At 71.4% G+C, this 15,272-nt stretch carries 15 protein-coding genes and 1 pseudogene; 8 read left to right on the forward strand and 8 right to left on the reverse strand.

Annotated features, from left to right (window positions below):
* Window positions 1-193: pseudogene (locus BM204_RS21390) on the forward strand (IS1380 family transposase); the annotation flags it as partial.
* 470 nt (window positions 194-663) lie between these two features.
* Here the strand turns inward: BM204_RS21390 and BM204_RS22415 are convergent.
* Window positions 664-1,275 (reverse strand): hypothetical protein, encoded by a 612-nt coding sequence (locus tag BM204_RS22415; protein ID WP_143099874.1) that lies wholly within the window; start codon window positions 1,273-1,275, stop codon window positions 664-666.
* A gap of 107 nt (window positions 1,276-1,382) precedes the next feature.
* Here BM204_RS22415 and BM204_RS21395 point away from each other — a divergent pair, with 107 nt between their 5' ends.
* Window positions 1,383-1,925, forward strand: coding sequence for an RNA polymerase sigma factor (locus BM204_RS21395; RefSeq protein WP_170259312.1), 543 nt, complete (start codon window positions 1,383-1,385; stop codon window positions 1,923-1,925).
* A 5-nt stretch (window positions 1,926-1,930) separates the two neighbouring features.
* On the opposite strand, the gene BM204_RS21400 is transcribed toward BM204_RS21395, so the two are convergent.
* Together BM204_RS21400 and BM204_RS21405 are read right to left on the reverse strand one after the other, a co-directional pair.
* On the reverse strand, window positions 1,931-2,278 hold the full coding sequence (locus BM204_RS21400) for a hypothetical protein (protein ID WP_091117555.1): 348 nt from the start codon (window positions 2,276-2,278) through the stop codon (window positions 1,931-1,933).
* A gap of 1 nt (window position 2,279) precedes the next feature.
* On the reverse strand, window positions 2,280-3,314 hold the full coding sequence (locus BM204_RS21405) for a glycosyltransferase family 2 protein (RefSeq protein WP_091117556.1): 1,035 nt from the start codon (window positions 3,312-3,314) through the stop codon (window positions 2,280-2,282).
* Window positions 3,315-3,661: 347 nt separating this feature from the next.
* Here BM204_RS21405 and paaA point away from each other — a divergent pair, with 347 nt between their 5' ends.
* From paaA to paaE, 5 genes are read left to right on the forward strand one after another with little or no spacing between them, the layout of a single operon-like run.
* Window positions 3,662-4,612, forward strand: coding sequence for a 1,2-phenylacetyl-CoA epoxidase subunit PaaA (gene paaA / locus BM204_RS21410; RefSeq protein WP_091117558.1), 951 nt, complete (start codon window positions 3,662-3,664; stop codon window positions 4,610-4,612).
* Window positions 4,609-4,902, forward strand: coding sequence for a 1,2-phenylacetyl-CoA epoxidase subunit PaaB (gene paaB / locus BM204_RS21415; RefSeq protein ID WP_091117559.1), 294 nt, complete (start codon window positions 4,609-4,611; stop codon window positions 4,900-4,902). Before paaA ends, paaB begins: the two co-directional genes overlap by 4 nt.
* Window positions 4,903-4,912: 10 nt before the next feature.
* Window positions 4,913-5,848: a 1,2-phenylacetyl-CoA epoxidase subunit PaaC gene (gene paaC, locus BM204_RS21420; protein WP_091117561.1), complete on the forward strand. Its 936-nt coding sequence runs from the start codon at window positions 4,913-4,915 to the stop codon at window positions 5,846-5,848.
* Window positions 5,845-6,369 carry a 1,2-phenylacetyl-CoA epoxidase subunit PaaD gene (gene paaD / locus BM204_RS21425; RefSeq protein WP_246166592.1) on the forward strand — a complete coding sequence of 175 codons (525 nt, stop codon included), beginning with the start codon at window positions 5,845-5,847 and terminating at the stop codon, window positions 6,367-6,369. Before paaC ends, paaD begins: the two co-directional genes overlap by 4 nt.
* A 3-nt stretch (window positions 6,370-6,372) precedes the next feature.
* Entirely contained in the window at window positions 6,373-7,431 is a 1,059-nt protein-coding gene (paaE, locus tag BM204_RS21430; protein WP_091117562.1) for a 1,2-phenylacetyl-CoA epoxidase subunit PaaE, read from the forward strand.
* Window positions 7,432-7,433: 2 nt separating this feature from the next.
* Here the strand turns inward: paaE and BM204_RS21435 are convergent, their stop codons facing one another.
* The 5 genes from BM204_RS21435 to BM204_RS21455 are packed head-to-tail and all read right to left on the reverse strand — an operon-like array spanning window position 7,434 to window position 12,972.
* Entirely contained in the window at window positions 7,434-8,060 is a 627-nt protein-coding gene (locus tag BM204_RS21435) for a TetR/AcrR family transcriptional regulator (RefSeq protein WP_091117564.1), read from the reverse strand.
* 50 nt (window positions 8,061-8,110) lie between these two features.
* A complete protein-coding gene (locus tag BM204_RS21440; RefSeq protein ID WP_091117566.1) occupies window positions 8,111-9,343 on the reverse strand; it encodes a hypothetical protein in 1,233 nt (410 codons plus the stop codon).
* A gap of 57 nt (window positions 9,344-9,400) precedes the next feature.
* Window positions 9,401-10,384, reverse strand: a complete 984-nt coding sequence (locus BM204_RS21445; protein WP_091117567.1) for an alpha/beta hydrolase — start codon at window positions 10,382-10,384, stop codon at window positions 9,401-9,403.
* Complete coding sequence (locus tag BM204_RS21450) at window positions 10,381-11,901, reverse strand: flavin-containing monooxygenase (RefSeq protein WP_091117569.1); 1,521 nt, start codon at window positions 11,899-11,901, stop codon at window positions 10,381-10,383. Before BM204_RS21450 ends, BM204_RS21445 begins: the two co-directional genes overlap by 4 nt.
* 24 nt (window positions 11,902-11,925) lie before the next feature.
* Complete coding sequence (locus BM204_RS21455; RefSeq protein ID WP_091117570.1) at window positions 11,926-12,972, reverse strand: AraC family transcriptional regulator; 1,047 nt, start codon at window positions 12,970-12,972, stop codon at window positions 11,926-11,928.
* A gap of 65 nt (window positions 12,973-13,037) precedes the next feature.
* Here BM204_RS21455 and BM204_RS21460 point away from each other — a divergent pair, with 65 nt between their 5' ends.
* Window positions 13,038-15,263 (forward strand): beta-glucosidase, encoded by a 2,226-nt coding sequence (locus tag BM204_RS21460; protein WP_091117572.1) that lies wholly within the window; start codon window positions 13,038-13,040, stop codon window positions 15,261-15,263.
* The last annotated feature ends 9 nt before the right edge of the window (window positions 15,264-15,272 follow it).

Genomic DNA, 15,272 nt, shown 5'->3' on the forward strand with positions numbered 1-15,272 from the left:
CCTCGCCCGCGCAGTCGCCGTCGCCGCGAACATGGCCAAAGCCAGATGGGCCACCGTGCGCCGCAACATCATCAACACACCAGCCCGAATCGCGGCCACCGGCCGCAGGCTCGTCCTGCACCTGCCCACCGGCTGGCCCTGGGCCGAGCACTGGCAACACCTGCACGCCACCGCGATCACCAGCAGCGGCTGACACCTCGACCTCGACCCGACGACCAGGACCACAGTGGAAGAACCGGACAGACCGGCAATCCAGCCACGCCCACACACCGGGTCCCGTCTAGCGCCACTCGAATCAGCAAGCAGAGTTTGCCGTCGGTGAATCAGGGTTCAGGCCAGGAGGATGGCTCGGACTCCCTAGCTAGGGCACGAACTCCAGCCGGTCAGCGGCACGTCTCCATCACGGAAGACGGCAGCCGCACCTCCCTCGAACTGCCCACGACCCGAAGAGACACACATCTTCCGTCCGCGCCGGGAGCCCAGTGCGTGAAGGTGCCCGTATAGGGCGTTCTTGGTCAAGTTTCGTCTGGCGCAATCGTCACCGACGCCAACGGGCTCGGGGCCTGGATCACCGATGCCGAGGGTCGTGAGGGGTGGCTCCGCTGGTCGCTACCTGCAATCGACGAGCACGCACCGGCGTCGGGCTCGGCCCTGAGCTCGTGGTCACCGGGCGGCGGGAGCGGGCTTCCTGAGCCGGTCGCGTTGACGGTCCGGCGCTCGGGACTGCTCCGCTGCGTCGGCACCGCGCTGGCCCGGCTGCTGGCCGCGGCCAGAGTCGGGTGGCTTGCCCTGCCCGTTGCCCTGGCCCGGATCGAGCCCGTCAGGCGGGCGGGGTGTTCCTGACCCCTGGCTGCCGGGATCGGTCGGCCGGCCGCCGGAGGAGCCGTCGGACGAGCCACGTCCAGGGCTGGCGCCCGCTGGCGGCTCTTCCGACGCCGGGGGGGCCTCGGGTGTCGGTGTCGGCGTCGACGCGGGCGTCGGGGTGGCGGGAGGTCGCGGGGTGGCCGGCTCCGAGGGTGCGCCGTCCCAGGGAGAGGTGACGATCCCGGCGGCGTAGGCGACCCCGAGGCCTCCGCCGACGGTGCCCAGGGAGATCGCGGCCGCGAGCGCGGCGACCCGCAGCCGGCGACGGGCGCGAGGAGCAGGCGCCACGTCAGCAGCAGCCGTCTGCGCCAAGGCCGCGAGGCGGGCGATGATGTCCTCGTCGGCGGCGGCCGGAGCGGCCTGCGGACGCAGGCGGCGAGAGACGTCGGCACGCGACGATGACCGCTTCACACCCACAACATGTCACAGCTCGTGCTGATCGTTACGCTCGCTCGAGACGGAGGTCGGCGGCCGCTCCGCCGCCTGGTTCCTTGGCCTCGTGGAAGGAGCGGTGGCGGGTGGCACACGGCTCGGACGAGCTGGTCTCGGCGGCCTGCGCCGGCGACCAGGGCGCGTGGCGTGGCCTCTACGTGCTGCACAGCGCCCGGATCACCGCCCTGCTGCGAGCCCTGCCGCAGGCCGACCACGCCTCGTCGGCCGAGGACCTCGTCGCGGAGGCGTGGCTCACTGCCGCGACCAGGATGGGCGACTTCACCGGCTCCGACGACGACTTCGGAGGCTGGCTCTTCACGATCGCGCGAAACCACGCGTCCAACAGCCACCGGACGGCTGTGCGGCGCCGCACCGACCCCACGGACCTGCCCCTCGACCCCGCACGTGCAGGGGACGACGACCCGCTGGCCCGGGTCGAGGGGCACGACACGGTCCGGAAGCTCCTCGCTCACCTCAGCCCCCGCCAGGCCGAGGTCGTCGCGTGCATCGACGTCGGAGGGCTGGACGTGAAGGCGACGGCCCGTGCGCTCGGCATGAGCCCGACCGCCGTACGCGTCGCCCGGCACCGCGCGCTGGGGCGGCTGCGGACGTTGCTCGACGACGCCTGACGACGTCAGGCCACGTGCTCGGTGTCCCGGACGATCCAGGCCCAGACCCGCAGCCCGACGACGAGCACCGTGAGCAGCAGCACGGCGAGGACGACCGGCGCAGTCACCAGTGCGAGTCCACTGACACCGAGGGGGCTCGGCACGTCGGCCACGTGGAGGTAGGCCACCACGGTGCCGACGACGGCGCCCAGAATGCTGCACGCCATGACGAACTGATGGAGAGCCTGGCGTCGACGACCGGGGTCGCTGCGACCGCTCGTCGATCGCATCAGCTCGACCACCGGCATGCTCAGCGCGAGCAGCAGGTAGAACAGCCCGCCGATGCCCGTGCCCGGGAGTCCCGCGTTGTTCATGTCAGTGACCCTTCTCGTAGACCAGGAGCGGGCGACGCAGGACCACCTCGGTGACCAGTGCCTCCAGCATGAAGAAGCCGTTGACGGTGCGCAGGACGAAGAAGCTCGGCAACGAGACCAGCGCACGCACGACCTCACCGCGGCGCCAGGCCCCCACCAGCACCGGCACGAGAACGGCCGGTACGTCGATGACGTAGACCAGGAGCAGCAGGGGCGCTTGCAGCACGATGGCCAGCAGCGGCAGCACGATCAGATAGATCACGGAGGCCACCACCGCGTCGAAGAGTGCGACGCTCACCACGGTGCTGAGGAAGGGCAAGTGCAGGATGCCCTTCCAGTGCAGCGAGACGTTCTGCACGAAGCCGTGCGACCAGCGCTTGAGCTGCTTGCTCATGAAGTCGAGGTCGTGCGGCTCGATGGGATAGCAGACCGCGTCGGGGACGAACCGCACCTGGTGGCCGGCCTGGTAGAAGGTCCAGGTCAGGTCCATGTCCTCTGCGCGCGTGCGCTCGGACCAGCCGCCGGCCTCGCGCAGCCGGTCGGTCCGGTAGGCGGAGAAGCATCCTGAGGAGATCAGCGGGCTGCCGTAGTAGTCCTGGGTGGGCTTGTAGAACGTAAAGGACAACAGATACTCGACGTAGCGCCCGCGCTCCCAGACGGTGCTGACGTGGCGCGGCACGACGAAGCCGCACGCCGCCGCGACGGCCGGGTCACCCTCGAACGGCCTCATCAGGAGCTCGATGGCGTCTGGGGCGAGCGTGGTGTCGCCGTCGATGGCCATGCAGTAGGGCGTGGTGACGAGGTCCAGCGCGAGGTTCTGCGCGCCGGCCTTGGACCCCGTGTTCTCGAGAGGGCAGATGACCTCGGCTCCTGCCGCGCGGGCGAGCACCGCCGTCTCGTCTGTCGACTGGTCGTCGACAACGATCACGCGGGTCGGCACCGTGGTCTGCGCCAGGACGCTGCGCACCGTGTCGGCGATCGAGGCCTCTTCGTTGTAGGCCGGGATGATGACGGTCAGTTGGTCGGCCAGGGGCACGGTTGCTCGGGTCCTCTACGGCTGTCGGCGGGTGGCCGCCACCGCGGGGCGGCGACGTTCACCCTCCTCATGTCACGAGGGGCGCCGGGCGTTACGTCCTGGTGCGGGCCCACCGCGAGATCGAGGCCGTCGACGGCCTCGGAGTCGGGGTCGGTCCTCTTCGACCAATCGGTGATGGCCGCCTGTGCCGAATCTTCAAAGTCCGTCGAGCAGACGTCGCGCTGACCGACGCCGGCGTCTCGCCCTGTAGCCGCTCGCCCTCGCGTTGCGCTCGTCCCGGTCGCGTGTCACAGTACTTACTGACCGAAAGGTCGGTTAATCGGTCGGGATCGTGCGTGGAGGTAGACATGACGGCTTCACCCCAGGTGTCAGCGGGTGACGAGACCGAGCTGCTGGCGGCGTTCGATGCCGTCATCGAGCGCCACGAGCGGATCGAGCCGCGGGACTGGATGCCGGAGCGCTACCGCTCGACGCTGGTGCGTCAGATCGCCCAGCACGCGCACTCCGAGATCATCGGGATGCAGCCGGAGGGCAACTGGATCGCCCGGGCGCCGTCCCTGCGCCGCAAGGCGATCCTGCTGGCGAAGGTGCAGGACGAGGCCGGGCACGGGCTCTACCTCTACTCCGCGTGCGAGACGCTCGGCGTCTCGCGCGACGAGCTGACCCGGATGCTGATCGAGGGGCGGCAGAAGTACTCCTCGATCTTCAACTACCCCACGCTCTCCTACGCCGACGTCGGCACGATCGGCTGGCTGGTGGACGGCGCCGCGATCTGCAACCAGGTGCCGCTGTGCCGGACCTCCTACGGCCCCTACGGGCGGGCGATGATCCGGGTCTGCAAGGAGGAGTCCTTCCACCAGCGGCAGGGCTATGAGCTGCTGGCCACGATGATGCGTGGCACCGACGAGCAGCGCGCGATGGTGCAGGAGTCGGTCGACCGGTTCTGGTGGCCGGCGCTGATGATGTTCGGCCCGCCCGATGCCGACTCGCCCAACACCGAGCAGTCGATGGCGTGGGGGATCAAGCGCGACACCAACGACGAGCTGCGGCAGAAGTTCGTCGACATGTCTGTGCCCCAGGCGAAGGCCCTGGGCGTCACCTTCCCCGACCCCGCCCTGGTGTGGGACGAGGATCGTGGCCACCACGACTTCGGTCAGCCCGACTGGGACGAGTTCACGCAGGTCGTCAAGGGCGGGGGCCCCTGCAACGCGCAGCGGATCGCGCACCGCGCGCGAGCCTGGGACGACGGCGCATGGGTGCGCGAGGCAGCGACGGCGTTCGCGCAGGCAGACGCATGAGCGGCGTCCAGGCCGAGTGGCCCCTCTACGAGATCTTCGTCCGCGGAAAGCGCGGGCTCAACCACGTGCACGTCGGGTCGCTGCACGCCGCCGACGACGAGATGGCGCTGCGCCACGCCCGCGACGTCTACACCCGCCGCAACGAGGGCGTCAGCATCTGGGCGGTCCGGGCCGACGCGGTCGCCGCGTCCAGTCCCGACGAGAAGGACCCGCTCTTCGCGCCGGCCGGGGACAAGGTCTACCGGCACCCGACGTTCTACGCGATCCCCGACGACGTCCCCCACATGTAAGGGCTGACCCATGCCTCACGTCCACGACCACGACGCCGACCACGAGTCGGTCTACGACGGCCTCACCGGTGGCGACGACTCCCAGTGGGCGTTCGGGACCGACTTCGAGGACCCGCTGGCCGGTGTGGACACCACCATCGCCCAGGGCGTCGACGCGAGCGCCCTGGCGGCCTACTGCCTGATGCTTGGTGATGACGCGCTCGTCTACTCCCACCGCCTCGCGCAGTGGACCAGCAACGCCCCCGATCTCGAGGACGACATCGCGCTGGCCAACATCGCGCTCGACCTCCTGGGCCAGGCGCGTCTCCTGCTGGCCCGGGCCGCGGCCGCAGACCCGGCCGTGGTGCCGGCGTTGCCCGACGGCTCGCCCGTCCCGCCCGAGGACGCGCTGGCGTTCTTCCGTGACGAGGCGGGCTTCCGTAACGTGCGCCTCGTCGAGCCCGACAACGGCGACTTCGCCGTCACCATGGCCCGCCTCCTGGTCTTCTCGACCTACCGGCTGGCGCTCCTCGAGCGGCTGCGCGACAGCAACGACCCCGTGCTCGCCGCGATCGCGACGAAGGGCGTCAAGGAGGTCGCCTACCACCGCGACTACGCCGGCCGCTGGTTCCTCACCCTCGCCCGCGGCACCGAGGAGTCGCGCCGCCGGCTGCTCGCCGGGCTCGCCCTCGTCTGGCCCCTGTACGACGAGCTGTTCCGCACGCACCACGTGGAGGCCGCCGCGGCCGACCAGGGCTTCGGCGTCGACCCGTCCGGGCTGGCCGACGAGGTCGGGGTGGTCCTCGAGCAGGTCCTCACCACCAGCGGGGTCGAGCGGCCGGAGATCGCGCAGACCGGAGCCGTCAACGGTCAGACCGGCCGGGGCGGACGGCACACCGAGGTCATGGGACGGCTGCTCGCCGAGATGCAGGTCGTGGCCCGTGCCCACCCGATGGGCCTGTGGTGAGCCTCGACGTCGGTCCTGCCGTCGACCTCGACCTCGAACGGGCGCGCCGGGTGGTCGCCGAGGTCACCGACCCCGAGATGCCGATGCTGACCCTGGCCGACCTCGGGGTGCTCCGCGGGGTCGCGCACGACGCCGAGACGCTCACGGTGACCATCACGCCGACGTACTCCGGATGTCCTGCCATGGCGACCATGCGCGACGACCTGGTCCACCGGCTGGCGGACCACGGCTTCGACCGTGTCGAGGTCCGGGTCAGCCTGACCCCGGCGTGGTCGTCGGACTGGATCAGCGAGCGGGGTCGCCGGGCGCTGCGCGACCACGGGATCTCCGCCCCGGGCCCGGCGCCACGCCACGACGGGCCGGTCCCGCTCAACCTCATGCCCAGGCGGCGGGAGCTGACCTGCCCGCGCTGCGGCTCTGCCGACGTCCAGCTCAGCTCGGAGTTCGGCGCGACGGCGTGCAAGGCGATGTATCGCTGCACGGGCTGCCTCGAGCCGTTCGACCACGTGAAGGAGATCTGAGCCATGGCCCGAGCGAGCTTCCACGAGCTCACGGTCGCGGCCGTCGAGCACCTCACCGACGACGCTGCCGCCATCACCTTCGCCGTCCCGGACGAGCTGGCTGCCGACTTCGACTTCGCCGCCGGGCAGTCGTTGACGCTGCGACGGGTGATCGACGGCCAGGAGCACCGCCGTTCCTACTCCATCTGCGCCCCGGCGGGCGCAGCGCCTCGCGTGGGCGTGCGCGAGATCCCGGACGGGCTCTTCTCGTCCTGGCTGGTCCGCGAGGTAGCCGTGGGCGACGTCGTCGAGGTGCAGACACCGACCGGCAGCTTCCGGGCCGACCCGACGACCACCGGGCGCCACCTGTGCATCGCGGCCGGCTCCGGCATCACGCCGATGCTTTCGATCGCGACGACCGTGCTCACCAACCCTGACGCGACTGTCATGCTCGTCTACGGCAACCGGACGTCGAGCTCGGTGATGTTCGCCGAGGAGCTGGCCGACCTCAAGAACCGCTACGGCGCCCGCCTGGACCTGATCCACGTGCTCTCCCGAGAGCCGCGCGACGTCGAGCTCTTCTCCGGTCGCCTCGACGCCGACCGTCTCCGCCGTCTGCTCAACGCGTTGGTGCCGGTCGGCGCGCTCGACCACGTGTGGCTGTGCGGGCCCTTCGGGTTGATCGCCGACGCCCGGAAGGTGCTGGGCGAGCTCGGCGTCCCCGCCGACCGCGTCCACTACGAGCTCTTCTACGTCGACGAGCCGCCGCCGAAGCTCGTGCGACAGGACGCGGTCGTCGAGGGCGACGTCAGCGAGGTGACCATCGTGCTCGACGGTCGCACCACCACAGCGCCGATGCCGCGGAGCCGGTCGATCCTCGACGCCGCGGTGGCCACCCGCCACGACCTCCCCTTCGCCTGCAGGGGCGGGGTGTGCGGCACCTGCCGCGCCCTGGTGTCCTCCGGCGAGGCGGACATGCGGCGCAACTACGCCCTCGACGACGACGAGGTGGCGCGCGGCTTCGTGCTCACCTGCCAGACCCACCCCGTCAGCGACGCGGTCACGGTCGACTTCGACGCCTAGGGTCAGTCCGAGCTGAGGCCGGCGAAGGCCAGGTCGGTGATCGAGCGGGCGAGGGTGTCCACGTCGACCGGCCCGTCGGGGCGGTACCACTCGGCGACCGAGTTGACGAGCCCGAAGAGCAGGCGGCTGATCAGGTCGGGAGCGATGTCGGACCGGATGGCACCCTCGTCCACCGCAGCGGCGACGAGCGCGGCCAGCTTCTCGTCGAGGACGCGGCGGCGCTTCAGGGCAGCCAGCTCCACGGCGCTGTTGCCGCGCACGCGGAGAAGCAGGGTCACCGCCGGCAGGTGGTCGACGAGGATCCGCACGGAGCGCGCCACGACCCTCCGCAACCGCGCGTCGGCCGACCCCGATGCCTGCGGGCCGGTGGCCTCGTCGATCGCAGCCGTCAGCTCGCCGAGCGCCTCGTCCAGGGCTGCCGAGAGCAGGTGCTCCTTGCTCGGCACGTGGTGGTAGATCGCCGACTTGGTGAGCCCGAGCTCCTTGGCGATGTCACCGATGCTGGTGGCGTCGTAGCCCTGTTGGTTGAACAGGTCGATCGCCCTGCGGAGCACGGTCTCCTGGTCGTAGCCCGGCCGTCCGCGCCGGGGTGCTGGTACCTGCGCCTCCGCCTCCGCCTCCGCCGTCATGCTCGAAGGCTCTCACGCCCCTACAGCGATGCCCTCATCAGCCGGAAGCGTCACTCGCTGCCGGTGTCGGACTCCTCGGCCTCTCGGCGTCGCCGGGCCTGCTCGGCGATCCAGCCGCGGGTCTCGCGGCCCAGGCGCTTGCCGGCGCCCACGGCGTCGGAGCCCTTGGCTCGCGCGCGGTCTCGCGCGTCCGCTGCGGCCGCCCCCCAGCGCCGCGTCTCGACGGACTCGCGTGCGGGGGTGATGCCGAGCCGCTCGTGGAAGTCACCGACCGACGCCGTGACGTTGGTGCTGGCCTGGACGACGGCGGGGGACTGGATCGGGTTGAAGAGCACCCTGGAGTTGGCCGTCCCCGCGGCCGCCTGGATCCGGGACAGCAGCCGCTCGGTGCTGCGGGTGATCGTCTCACCGCGGTCCTCTCGCGCGGCCTTCAGGCCGAGCCGGTGCCCGTTGACGTCGTCCGGTGCGGTCTCCAGCACCCGGTCGAGCTCGAGGACGCCGATCGCCTCCTGGAGCTGGAAGCAGCGCGCCAGCACCGCAAGCCAGTCGGTGCTCCTCGCGTCGGCCTCCCGGGCCGCCTTCATCAGGTCGGCGATCGTGGACCTGCGCTCCAGCTTCTCGGCGAGCGCGTCAAGCTGGAGCAAGGCGTAGGCCTGGGTGTCCGCGATCGTGCCGGCCGCGTCCTGGACCTTCGACCACGTGACCTCGTTGACGCGGCCCACGTGGCTCCTGATCGTCATCGCCTCGTCCACCTGGAGGCCGACGCCGATCATCCGGGCGACGACGGAGTCCTTCTGGGCGCGCAGGACGTCGTCGAGCTTGGCGTCGATGACCTCGAGGTAGTCGGTGATCTCGTTCATGGCCTGCTGCATCGCGAGCTGGGCCATGAGGGCGGGCACGCTGGCCAGCATCCCCGGGTTCGCCGGGAGCTGGCCAGGACCCTTGTCGAGCTGGATCCACGACCTGCTGGCGCCCGGCTTGCCGATCATCGCGTGGCTGACGCCCCGGGTCTTGGTCGGCGTCAGGCCGTGCTCGCTGACCTTGCGCGCCGAATCCTCGGTCAGCCTCACCCACCGCGCGGAGTCCACCGTGCGCGCGGAGGCCGCGTGGGCCGACGCCCCCTGCAGGCCCGCCGAACCGAGGTGAGCGAGCTTGCTGAGCCGGGGCATGCCGAGGTCCTCCGACGGCAGGTCGACCGAGGCGAGGAAGGCGTCGACGTCCCTGGCCTCCCCGATGACGGCCAGGCCGTCGCCGTCGCTGATCAGCTCGATCTCGTGGTTCACGGTCTGCTCCCGATGTGCGTGTCGAGCCGGGGCCCGACGGCGACCGACGGATCGACCCTACGCGGGGTGCGCGACGCAGGACGCCAGCCAGGCGTCGACGGTCTCGTAGGCGAGCCGCCGCGGCTCGGCGAGCGACAGGAAGACGTCGTGGCGCGCGTCGGGGATCGGGACCACGGTGGTCCGGCCGCCGAGGCAACCTGCCCACCGCGCGACCTGGCGCACGTCGAGCACCGTGTCGGAGCGGTCGCTCGCGTCGGTGTGCTCGCGGGAGTAGTGGGTCTTGTCCGAGCGGAGCACGAGCGAGGGGACGCCGACGTCGAGCCCGCGGTGCAGCCTGGCGTGCCCTCGTCGTACGGCGTTGAGCCAGCCGACCGTGACCGGGAAGCCCGCGAGCGGCTTCAGCGCCACGTCGTAGTCCCACTCGCCGGAGCCGCTGATGTGCAGGCTGTTGCCGTAGACCGTGTCGGACAGGTCGAGGTCGCGCAGTGGCTGGACGCGCGCGAGCACCCGCAGCGCCTGGGTGAACGGGCCGCGCATGACCGGCTTGCCCTGCAGGTCGAACCACGGGCTGTTGAGCACCAGCCCCACGACCGGCGCCACCCGGCCGGCTCGCCGGCGACGGTCCAGCCACAGCGGCGTGATCAGCCCGCCGGTGGAGTGCGCGACGACGATGACCGGCGCCCCCGGATGCGCCGAGGAGATCAGCGCGAGCGCCTGCTCCAGCTCGGCGTCGTAGTGCTCGAGGTCGGAGGCGTAGTGGGCCGTCTGACCCGCGCTTCGCGCGCGGCCGCACTTGCGCAGGTCGAGCGCGAAGAACGCCTGACCGCGCTCGGCGAAGAAGTCCGCCAGCTCGGTCTGGAAGAAGTAGTCGGAGAAACCGTGGACGTAGAGCACTGCGCCCTCGACGACCTCAGCCACCGTCGTACGACGCACGAGGACGGCTGCCGCGTCCCCCTCGCCGTCGGGGTCCGGGCCGAGGTCGAGCGTGAGCTGCTCGTAGCCGTCGCCGAGGACGTCGGGCTGCCACACCAGCTCGGTCACGCAGGCACTCCGGCAGCGACGGGCGACTCGTCCGCTGGGGTCAGCGGTCCGGTCACGGGCACCAGTGACCTCCCGAGGGGCGTGCGCAGCGCGGTGATCGAGTCGAGCATGTAGTTCTGCCGGACCTGCCAAGGCCGGCGGTCGCCCTGGCGCGGGAAGGCGCCGATCGAGCGCTTGACGTAGCCGGAGGCCAGGTCCAGCAAGGGCTGCGGGGTGAGGTCGGCGTCGGGCCGGGCGACCACCGCCGCGTGGCCCTGGCTCTCCATCCAGCCGAGCACCTTGGTCACCAGACGGTGGGTGAGGTCGGCACGCAGCGTCCACGACGCGTTGGTGTAGCCGATGCAGATAGCGAAGTTGGGGACGCCGGTGATCATCGCGCCGTTCCAGACGTACTGCTCCGACAGCTCGACCCGCTCGCCGTCGACGTGCGGCTCGATCCCACCGAAGGCCTTCAGTCGCAAGCCGGTCGCGGTGACGATGATGTCGGCCTCGAGCGTCTCGCCCGACGTGAGCAGGATGCCCTCGGGCACGAAGCGCTCGATGGTGTCGGTGACGACCGACGCCTCACCCTTCTTGATCGAGACGAAGAGGTCACCGCTGGGGATGGCGCACAGGCGCTGCTCCCACGGGTTGTAGGTCGGCGTGAAGTGGTCGGCGACCAGCTGCGGGTCGCCGAGGATCTTCGCGCTCATGCCGGTCAGCAGCTTGCGCGCTGCCGCCGGACGGCGCTTGCAGAACTGGTAGACCGCGGTGTTGAAGGCGATGTTCTTGGTGCGGATGACCTGGTGGGCGAGGCCGGCGGGCAGCACGGACTTGAGCAGCTCGGCCTTCGCGTCCTTGCTCGGCACGGCGCTGATCCAGGTCGGCGTGCGCTGCAGCATCGTCACGTGAGCCGCGGCGTCGTCGCCCTCCAGCATCGACGGCACCAGCGTCACGGCGGTCGCGCCGGAGCCGATCACGACGACCTTCTTGCCTGCGTAGTCGAGCGACTCGGGCCAGAACTGCGGGTGCACGACCTCGCCGGCGAAGGTCTCGGCACCGGCGAACTCGGGGGCGTGCGGCTGCTCGTAGTCGTAGTAGCCCGCGCAGGAGTAGAGGAAGCCGCAGGTCATCTCGCGGGTCTCCCCGGTGCGGGTGTCCTCGAGGGTCAGGCGCCAGCGGGACTCAGCGGTGTCGAAGTCCGCGGCGACGACTTTGGTCTCATAGGTGATGTGCTCGTCGATGCCGAAGTCGGTCGCGGTCTCGCGGATGTAGTCGAGGATCGAGGCGCCGTCGGCCAGCGACTTCTCGCCCGACCAGGGCTTGAACGAGTAGCCCAGCGTGTACATGTCTGAGTCGGAGCGCACCCCGGGATAGCGGAACAGGTCCCAGGTCCCGCCGAGGCGCTCGCGCATCTCGAGGATGGCGTACGGCGTGCCCGGGCGCTCGGTCTGCAGGCGGTAGGCCGCGCCCACGCCGGACAGGCCGGCGCCGACGATGACGACGTCGAGGTGGGGGCTGGTCTCGTGGAGGCTCATGCTTCCAGTGTCGCCGGTCCAGCGTCAGGATTCTTGACCGAGCGCGACAAGTCTTTGACCCTGCGCGACACCTGCCCGTCGTACGGCGCGCGGGGTCTGGTCCCACCACCGGCGCGACGCCCGGGTCAGCGCCGACTGCTCGGAGAGCCCGATCAGGCCGGCCACCTGTGACAACGGCAGGTCGGTCGTGACGAGGTAACGACGAGCTGCCGAGGCGCGCACCGCGTCGAGGATCTCCGCGAACGACGTGCCCTCGTCGGCCAGCCGGCGCTGGAGCGTGCGGGGGTGCAGGCTCAGCACCCGCGCGACCGCGGTGATCTCGGGGGCGCCGGTGCCGAGGAGCTGGTCGATCGTGCTCCGCACGCGGGGCGCGAGCAGGGCGGCGTCGGCGGGCGACTGCTCGGCGAGGTGGTCCAGCGCCAGCTGTCGCACCAGCTCGTCGCTGCCGGTGAGCCGCACCTGGCGCAGGCTGCTGGGGAAGCGGAGCAGCGCGCTCGGCCGGTCGAAGCGCACCGGGGCCGAGAAGAACGCCTCGTAGGTCGCGGGCGGCGCCAGCGGTGGGTGCGGCAGGTCGACGCTGCGCAGGTCGTAGTCGTCGCCGACCAGGGAACGGATCGCCCGGTGCAGCGAGCCCAGGCACAGGTCGGTGCCCTGCGGCGGCGGCGCGACCCCCGGGGCGGTCACGTCATAGCGCAGGGCGGCGACGCCGTCGATGCCGTCGGGGTCGGGCTCCAGGGTCAGCCGCATCGCGGGTGCGTGCAGGAAGAGGTAGCGCGAGGTGCACTCCAGGGCCTCCGCGACCGTCGGCGCGTTCTGGATCGCCAGCGCCAGGGGGCCGAGGAGGGACAGGTCCTGGTGCTCGGCGACGCGCAGCCCGAGGTCGGGGCAGCCCAGATCGGCGGCGGCGAGCTCGAGTGTCGTCGCGGCCGCGAGGTCGGGCATCAGGATGTCGTCGGCGTCGAGCGCCGCGGGGTCGAGGCCGCCGAGTCGCGCGTAGTGGTCGGCGTCGCCCCCGAGGGACGTGATGGTCTCGCGGAGCCCGCGCAGCCCCGCCGAGCGGATGGCCGGCACGTCGCCCAACCTAGCGCCAGGCGGGGGTGACGTAACGGCTGTCACTCCGTCTCGTTGGACCGGCCATGATCCGTCCCGCACTCGCGACCGTCCTCTTGCTCATGGCCTCGGCGCTCACGATCGTCACGCCGGCGACCACAGCCCAGGCCGTGGGCGTCTGCGGCGACGTCCGCGAGCGGCCGTGGTGCGACACCCGGCTCTCGGCCGACAAGCGCGCAGGGCTGGTGCTGACGCGGCTGACGCTGGAGGAGAAGATCGCGCTGCTCGGCGGCGACGAGCTGATGGGCGCGGCAGGTGGTGAGGGCACGCACACCGGCACCAGCAACGGGCTGGCGCGGCTCGGGATCCCGACCCTCTACTTCAGCGACGGCCCGGTCGGCACCCGGCAGGGCATGGCGACGCAGATGCCGTCGCCGATGTCGGTGGCCTCGTCATTCTCTCCCGTGACGTCGCGGGCCACCGGCGTGGTGATCGCCGACGAGGCGCGCAAGAAGGGCAACCACGTCGTCTTCGCCCCGGGCGTCAACATCGGGCGCACGCCGCTCAACGGCCGCACCTTCGAGTACTACGGGGAGGACCCCTACCTCGCCGCGCAGCTCGGTGTCGGGTTCATCCGCGGCATTCAGTCTCAGGGGCTGATCGCCAACGTCAAGCACTACGCGGTCAACAACCAGGAGGGCGAGGGCTACGCCGTGCCCGGCTCCCCGCTGGGCGCGGCCGGGGAGGGCAACCGCCTGTTCGTCAACGCGGTCCTGGGCGAGCGCGCGCTGCGGGAGATCTACCTGCCGGCGTTCGAGGCGGCCGTCAAGGACGCCGACGTGGGCACGGTGATGTGCTCCTACAACCGCGTCAACGGCTCCTACGGCTGCGAGAACGAGCACCTGCTCGTCGACATCCTCAAGCGGGAGTGGGGATTCAAGGGCTTCGTGCTCACCGACTACGGCGCCGCGAAGAACGCCCTCAACTCGCTCAACAACGGCCTCGACCTCGACATCTGGCCGGGCTTCGTCTACAACCCCGTCGCGGTGCGTGCCTTGGTGGCGACCTCGCAGGTCAGCACCGACACCATCGACGACCACGTGCGCCGCATCCTGCGCACGATGTTCGCCTACGGCATCTTCGACGCCCCCGCCTTCACCGACGACGCCTCGCGCATCGACGTCGCCGCCCACCACGCCCGCGCGGCCTCGATCGAGGCCCAGGGCATGGTGCTGCTCAAGAACGAGCGGTCCCTCCTCCCGCTGAGCCAGCGGAGCACGCGCACGCTGGCGGTCATCGGCCCCGAGGCCGACCTGATCCGCACCGGCGGCGGCTCCTCCGACGTGAAGCCGCTGCGTCGGGTCACCCCGCTCGAGGGCCTGCGCCAGCGCCTCGGCGCCGCCCGGATCCTGTACGACGACGGCTCGGACGCCGCACGTGCCGCGGCCGTCGCGCGGCGGGCCGACGCGGCCGTGGTGGTCGTGGGCGACAAGATGACCGAGGGGTCCGACAAGGCCGCGCCGACCCTCAACGCGGGCCAGATGGACGGCATCGACCGCGACGCGCTCATCGCTGCCGTCGCTGCGGCCCAGCCGCGCACGGTCGCGGTGCTCCAGAGCGGCGGCCCGGTCCTGACGCCGTGGCGCGACCGGGTCCCGGCGATCCTCGAGGCGTGGTACCCGGGCCAGAACGTCGGCACAGCCCTGGCGCGCGTGCTGTTCGGCGACGCCGAGCCCGGCGGTCGGTTGCCGATGACGTTTCCCCGTCGCGCGCGCGACCTGCCCACGGCCGGTGACCGCGCGGCCTACCCCGGCATCGCGGGCACGGTCCACTACAAGGAGGGGGTGATGGTCGGCTACCGCCACTTCGACGAGCGCCGCATCGCTCCGGCGTACGCGTTCGGGCACGGGCTGGGCTACACGACCTTCCGCTTCTCGCGTCCGGTCCTGCGCCGCGGCACCGACGCCCAGCTCGCCACCGTGACCTTCCGGGTCACCAACACCGGCAAGCGTTCCGGGGCCGCGGTGCCGCAGGTCTACGTCGGGATGCCGTCCCCGGGCAAGGGCACCCCGCAACCCCCGAAGCAGCTCAAGGGCTTCAGCAAGGTGAGGCTGGCCCCGGGCGCATCGCGCACGGTCACGATCGAGCTGGACCGACGGTCCTTCTCCTACTGGGACACCGCCGCCGACGGCTGGCGCGTCGCGCGTGGTTGCTATGACGTGATGCTCGCCCGGTCCTCGCGCGACATCACGGGCCGGGCCCGCGCGGCCCGGTCGGCCGACTGCGGGCCCGGTGCCCTGACGCTGCGATGAGGCGCAGGC

Source organism: Nocardioides psychrotolerans (genome assembly GCF_900113685.1).
Lineage (GTDB): Bacteria > Actinomycetota > Actinomycetes > Propionibacteriales > Nocardioidaceae > Nocardioides > Nocardioides psychrotolerans.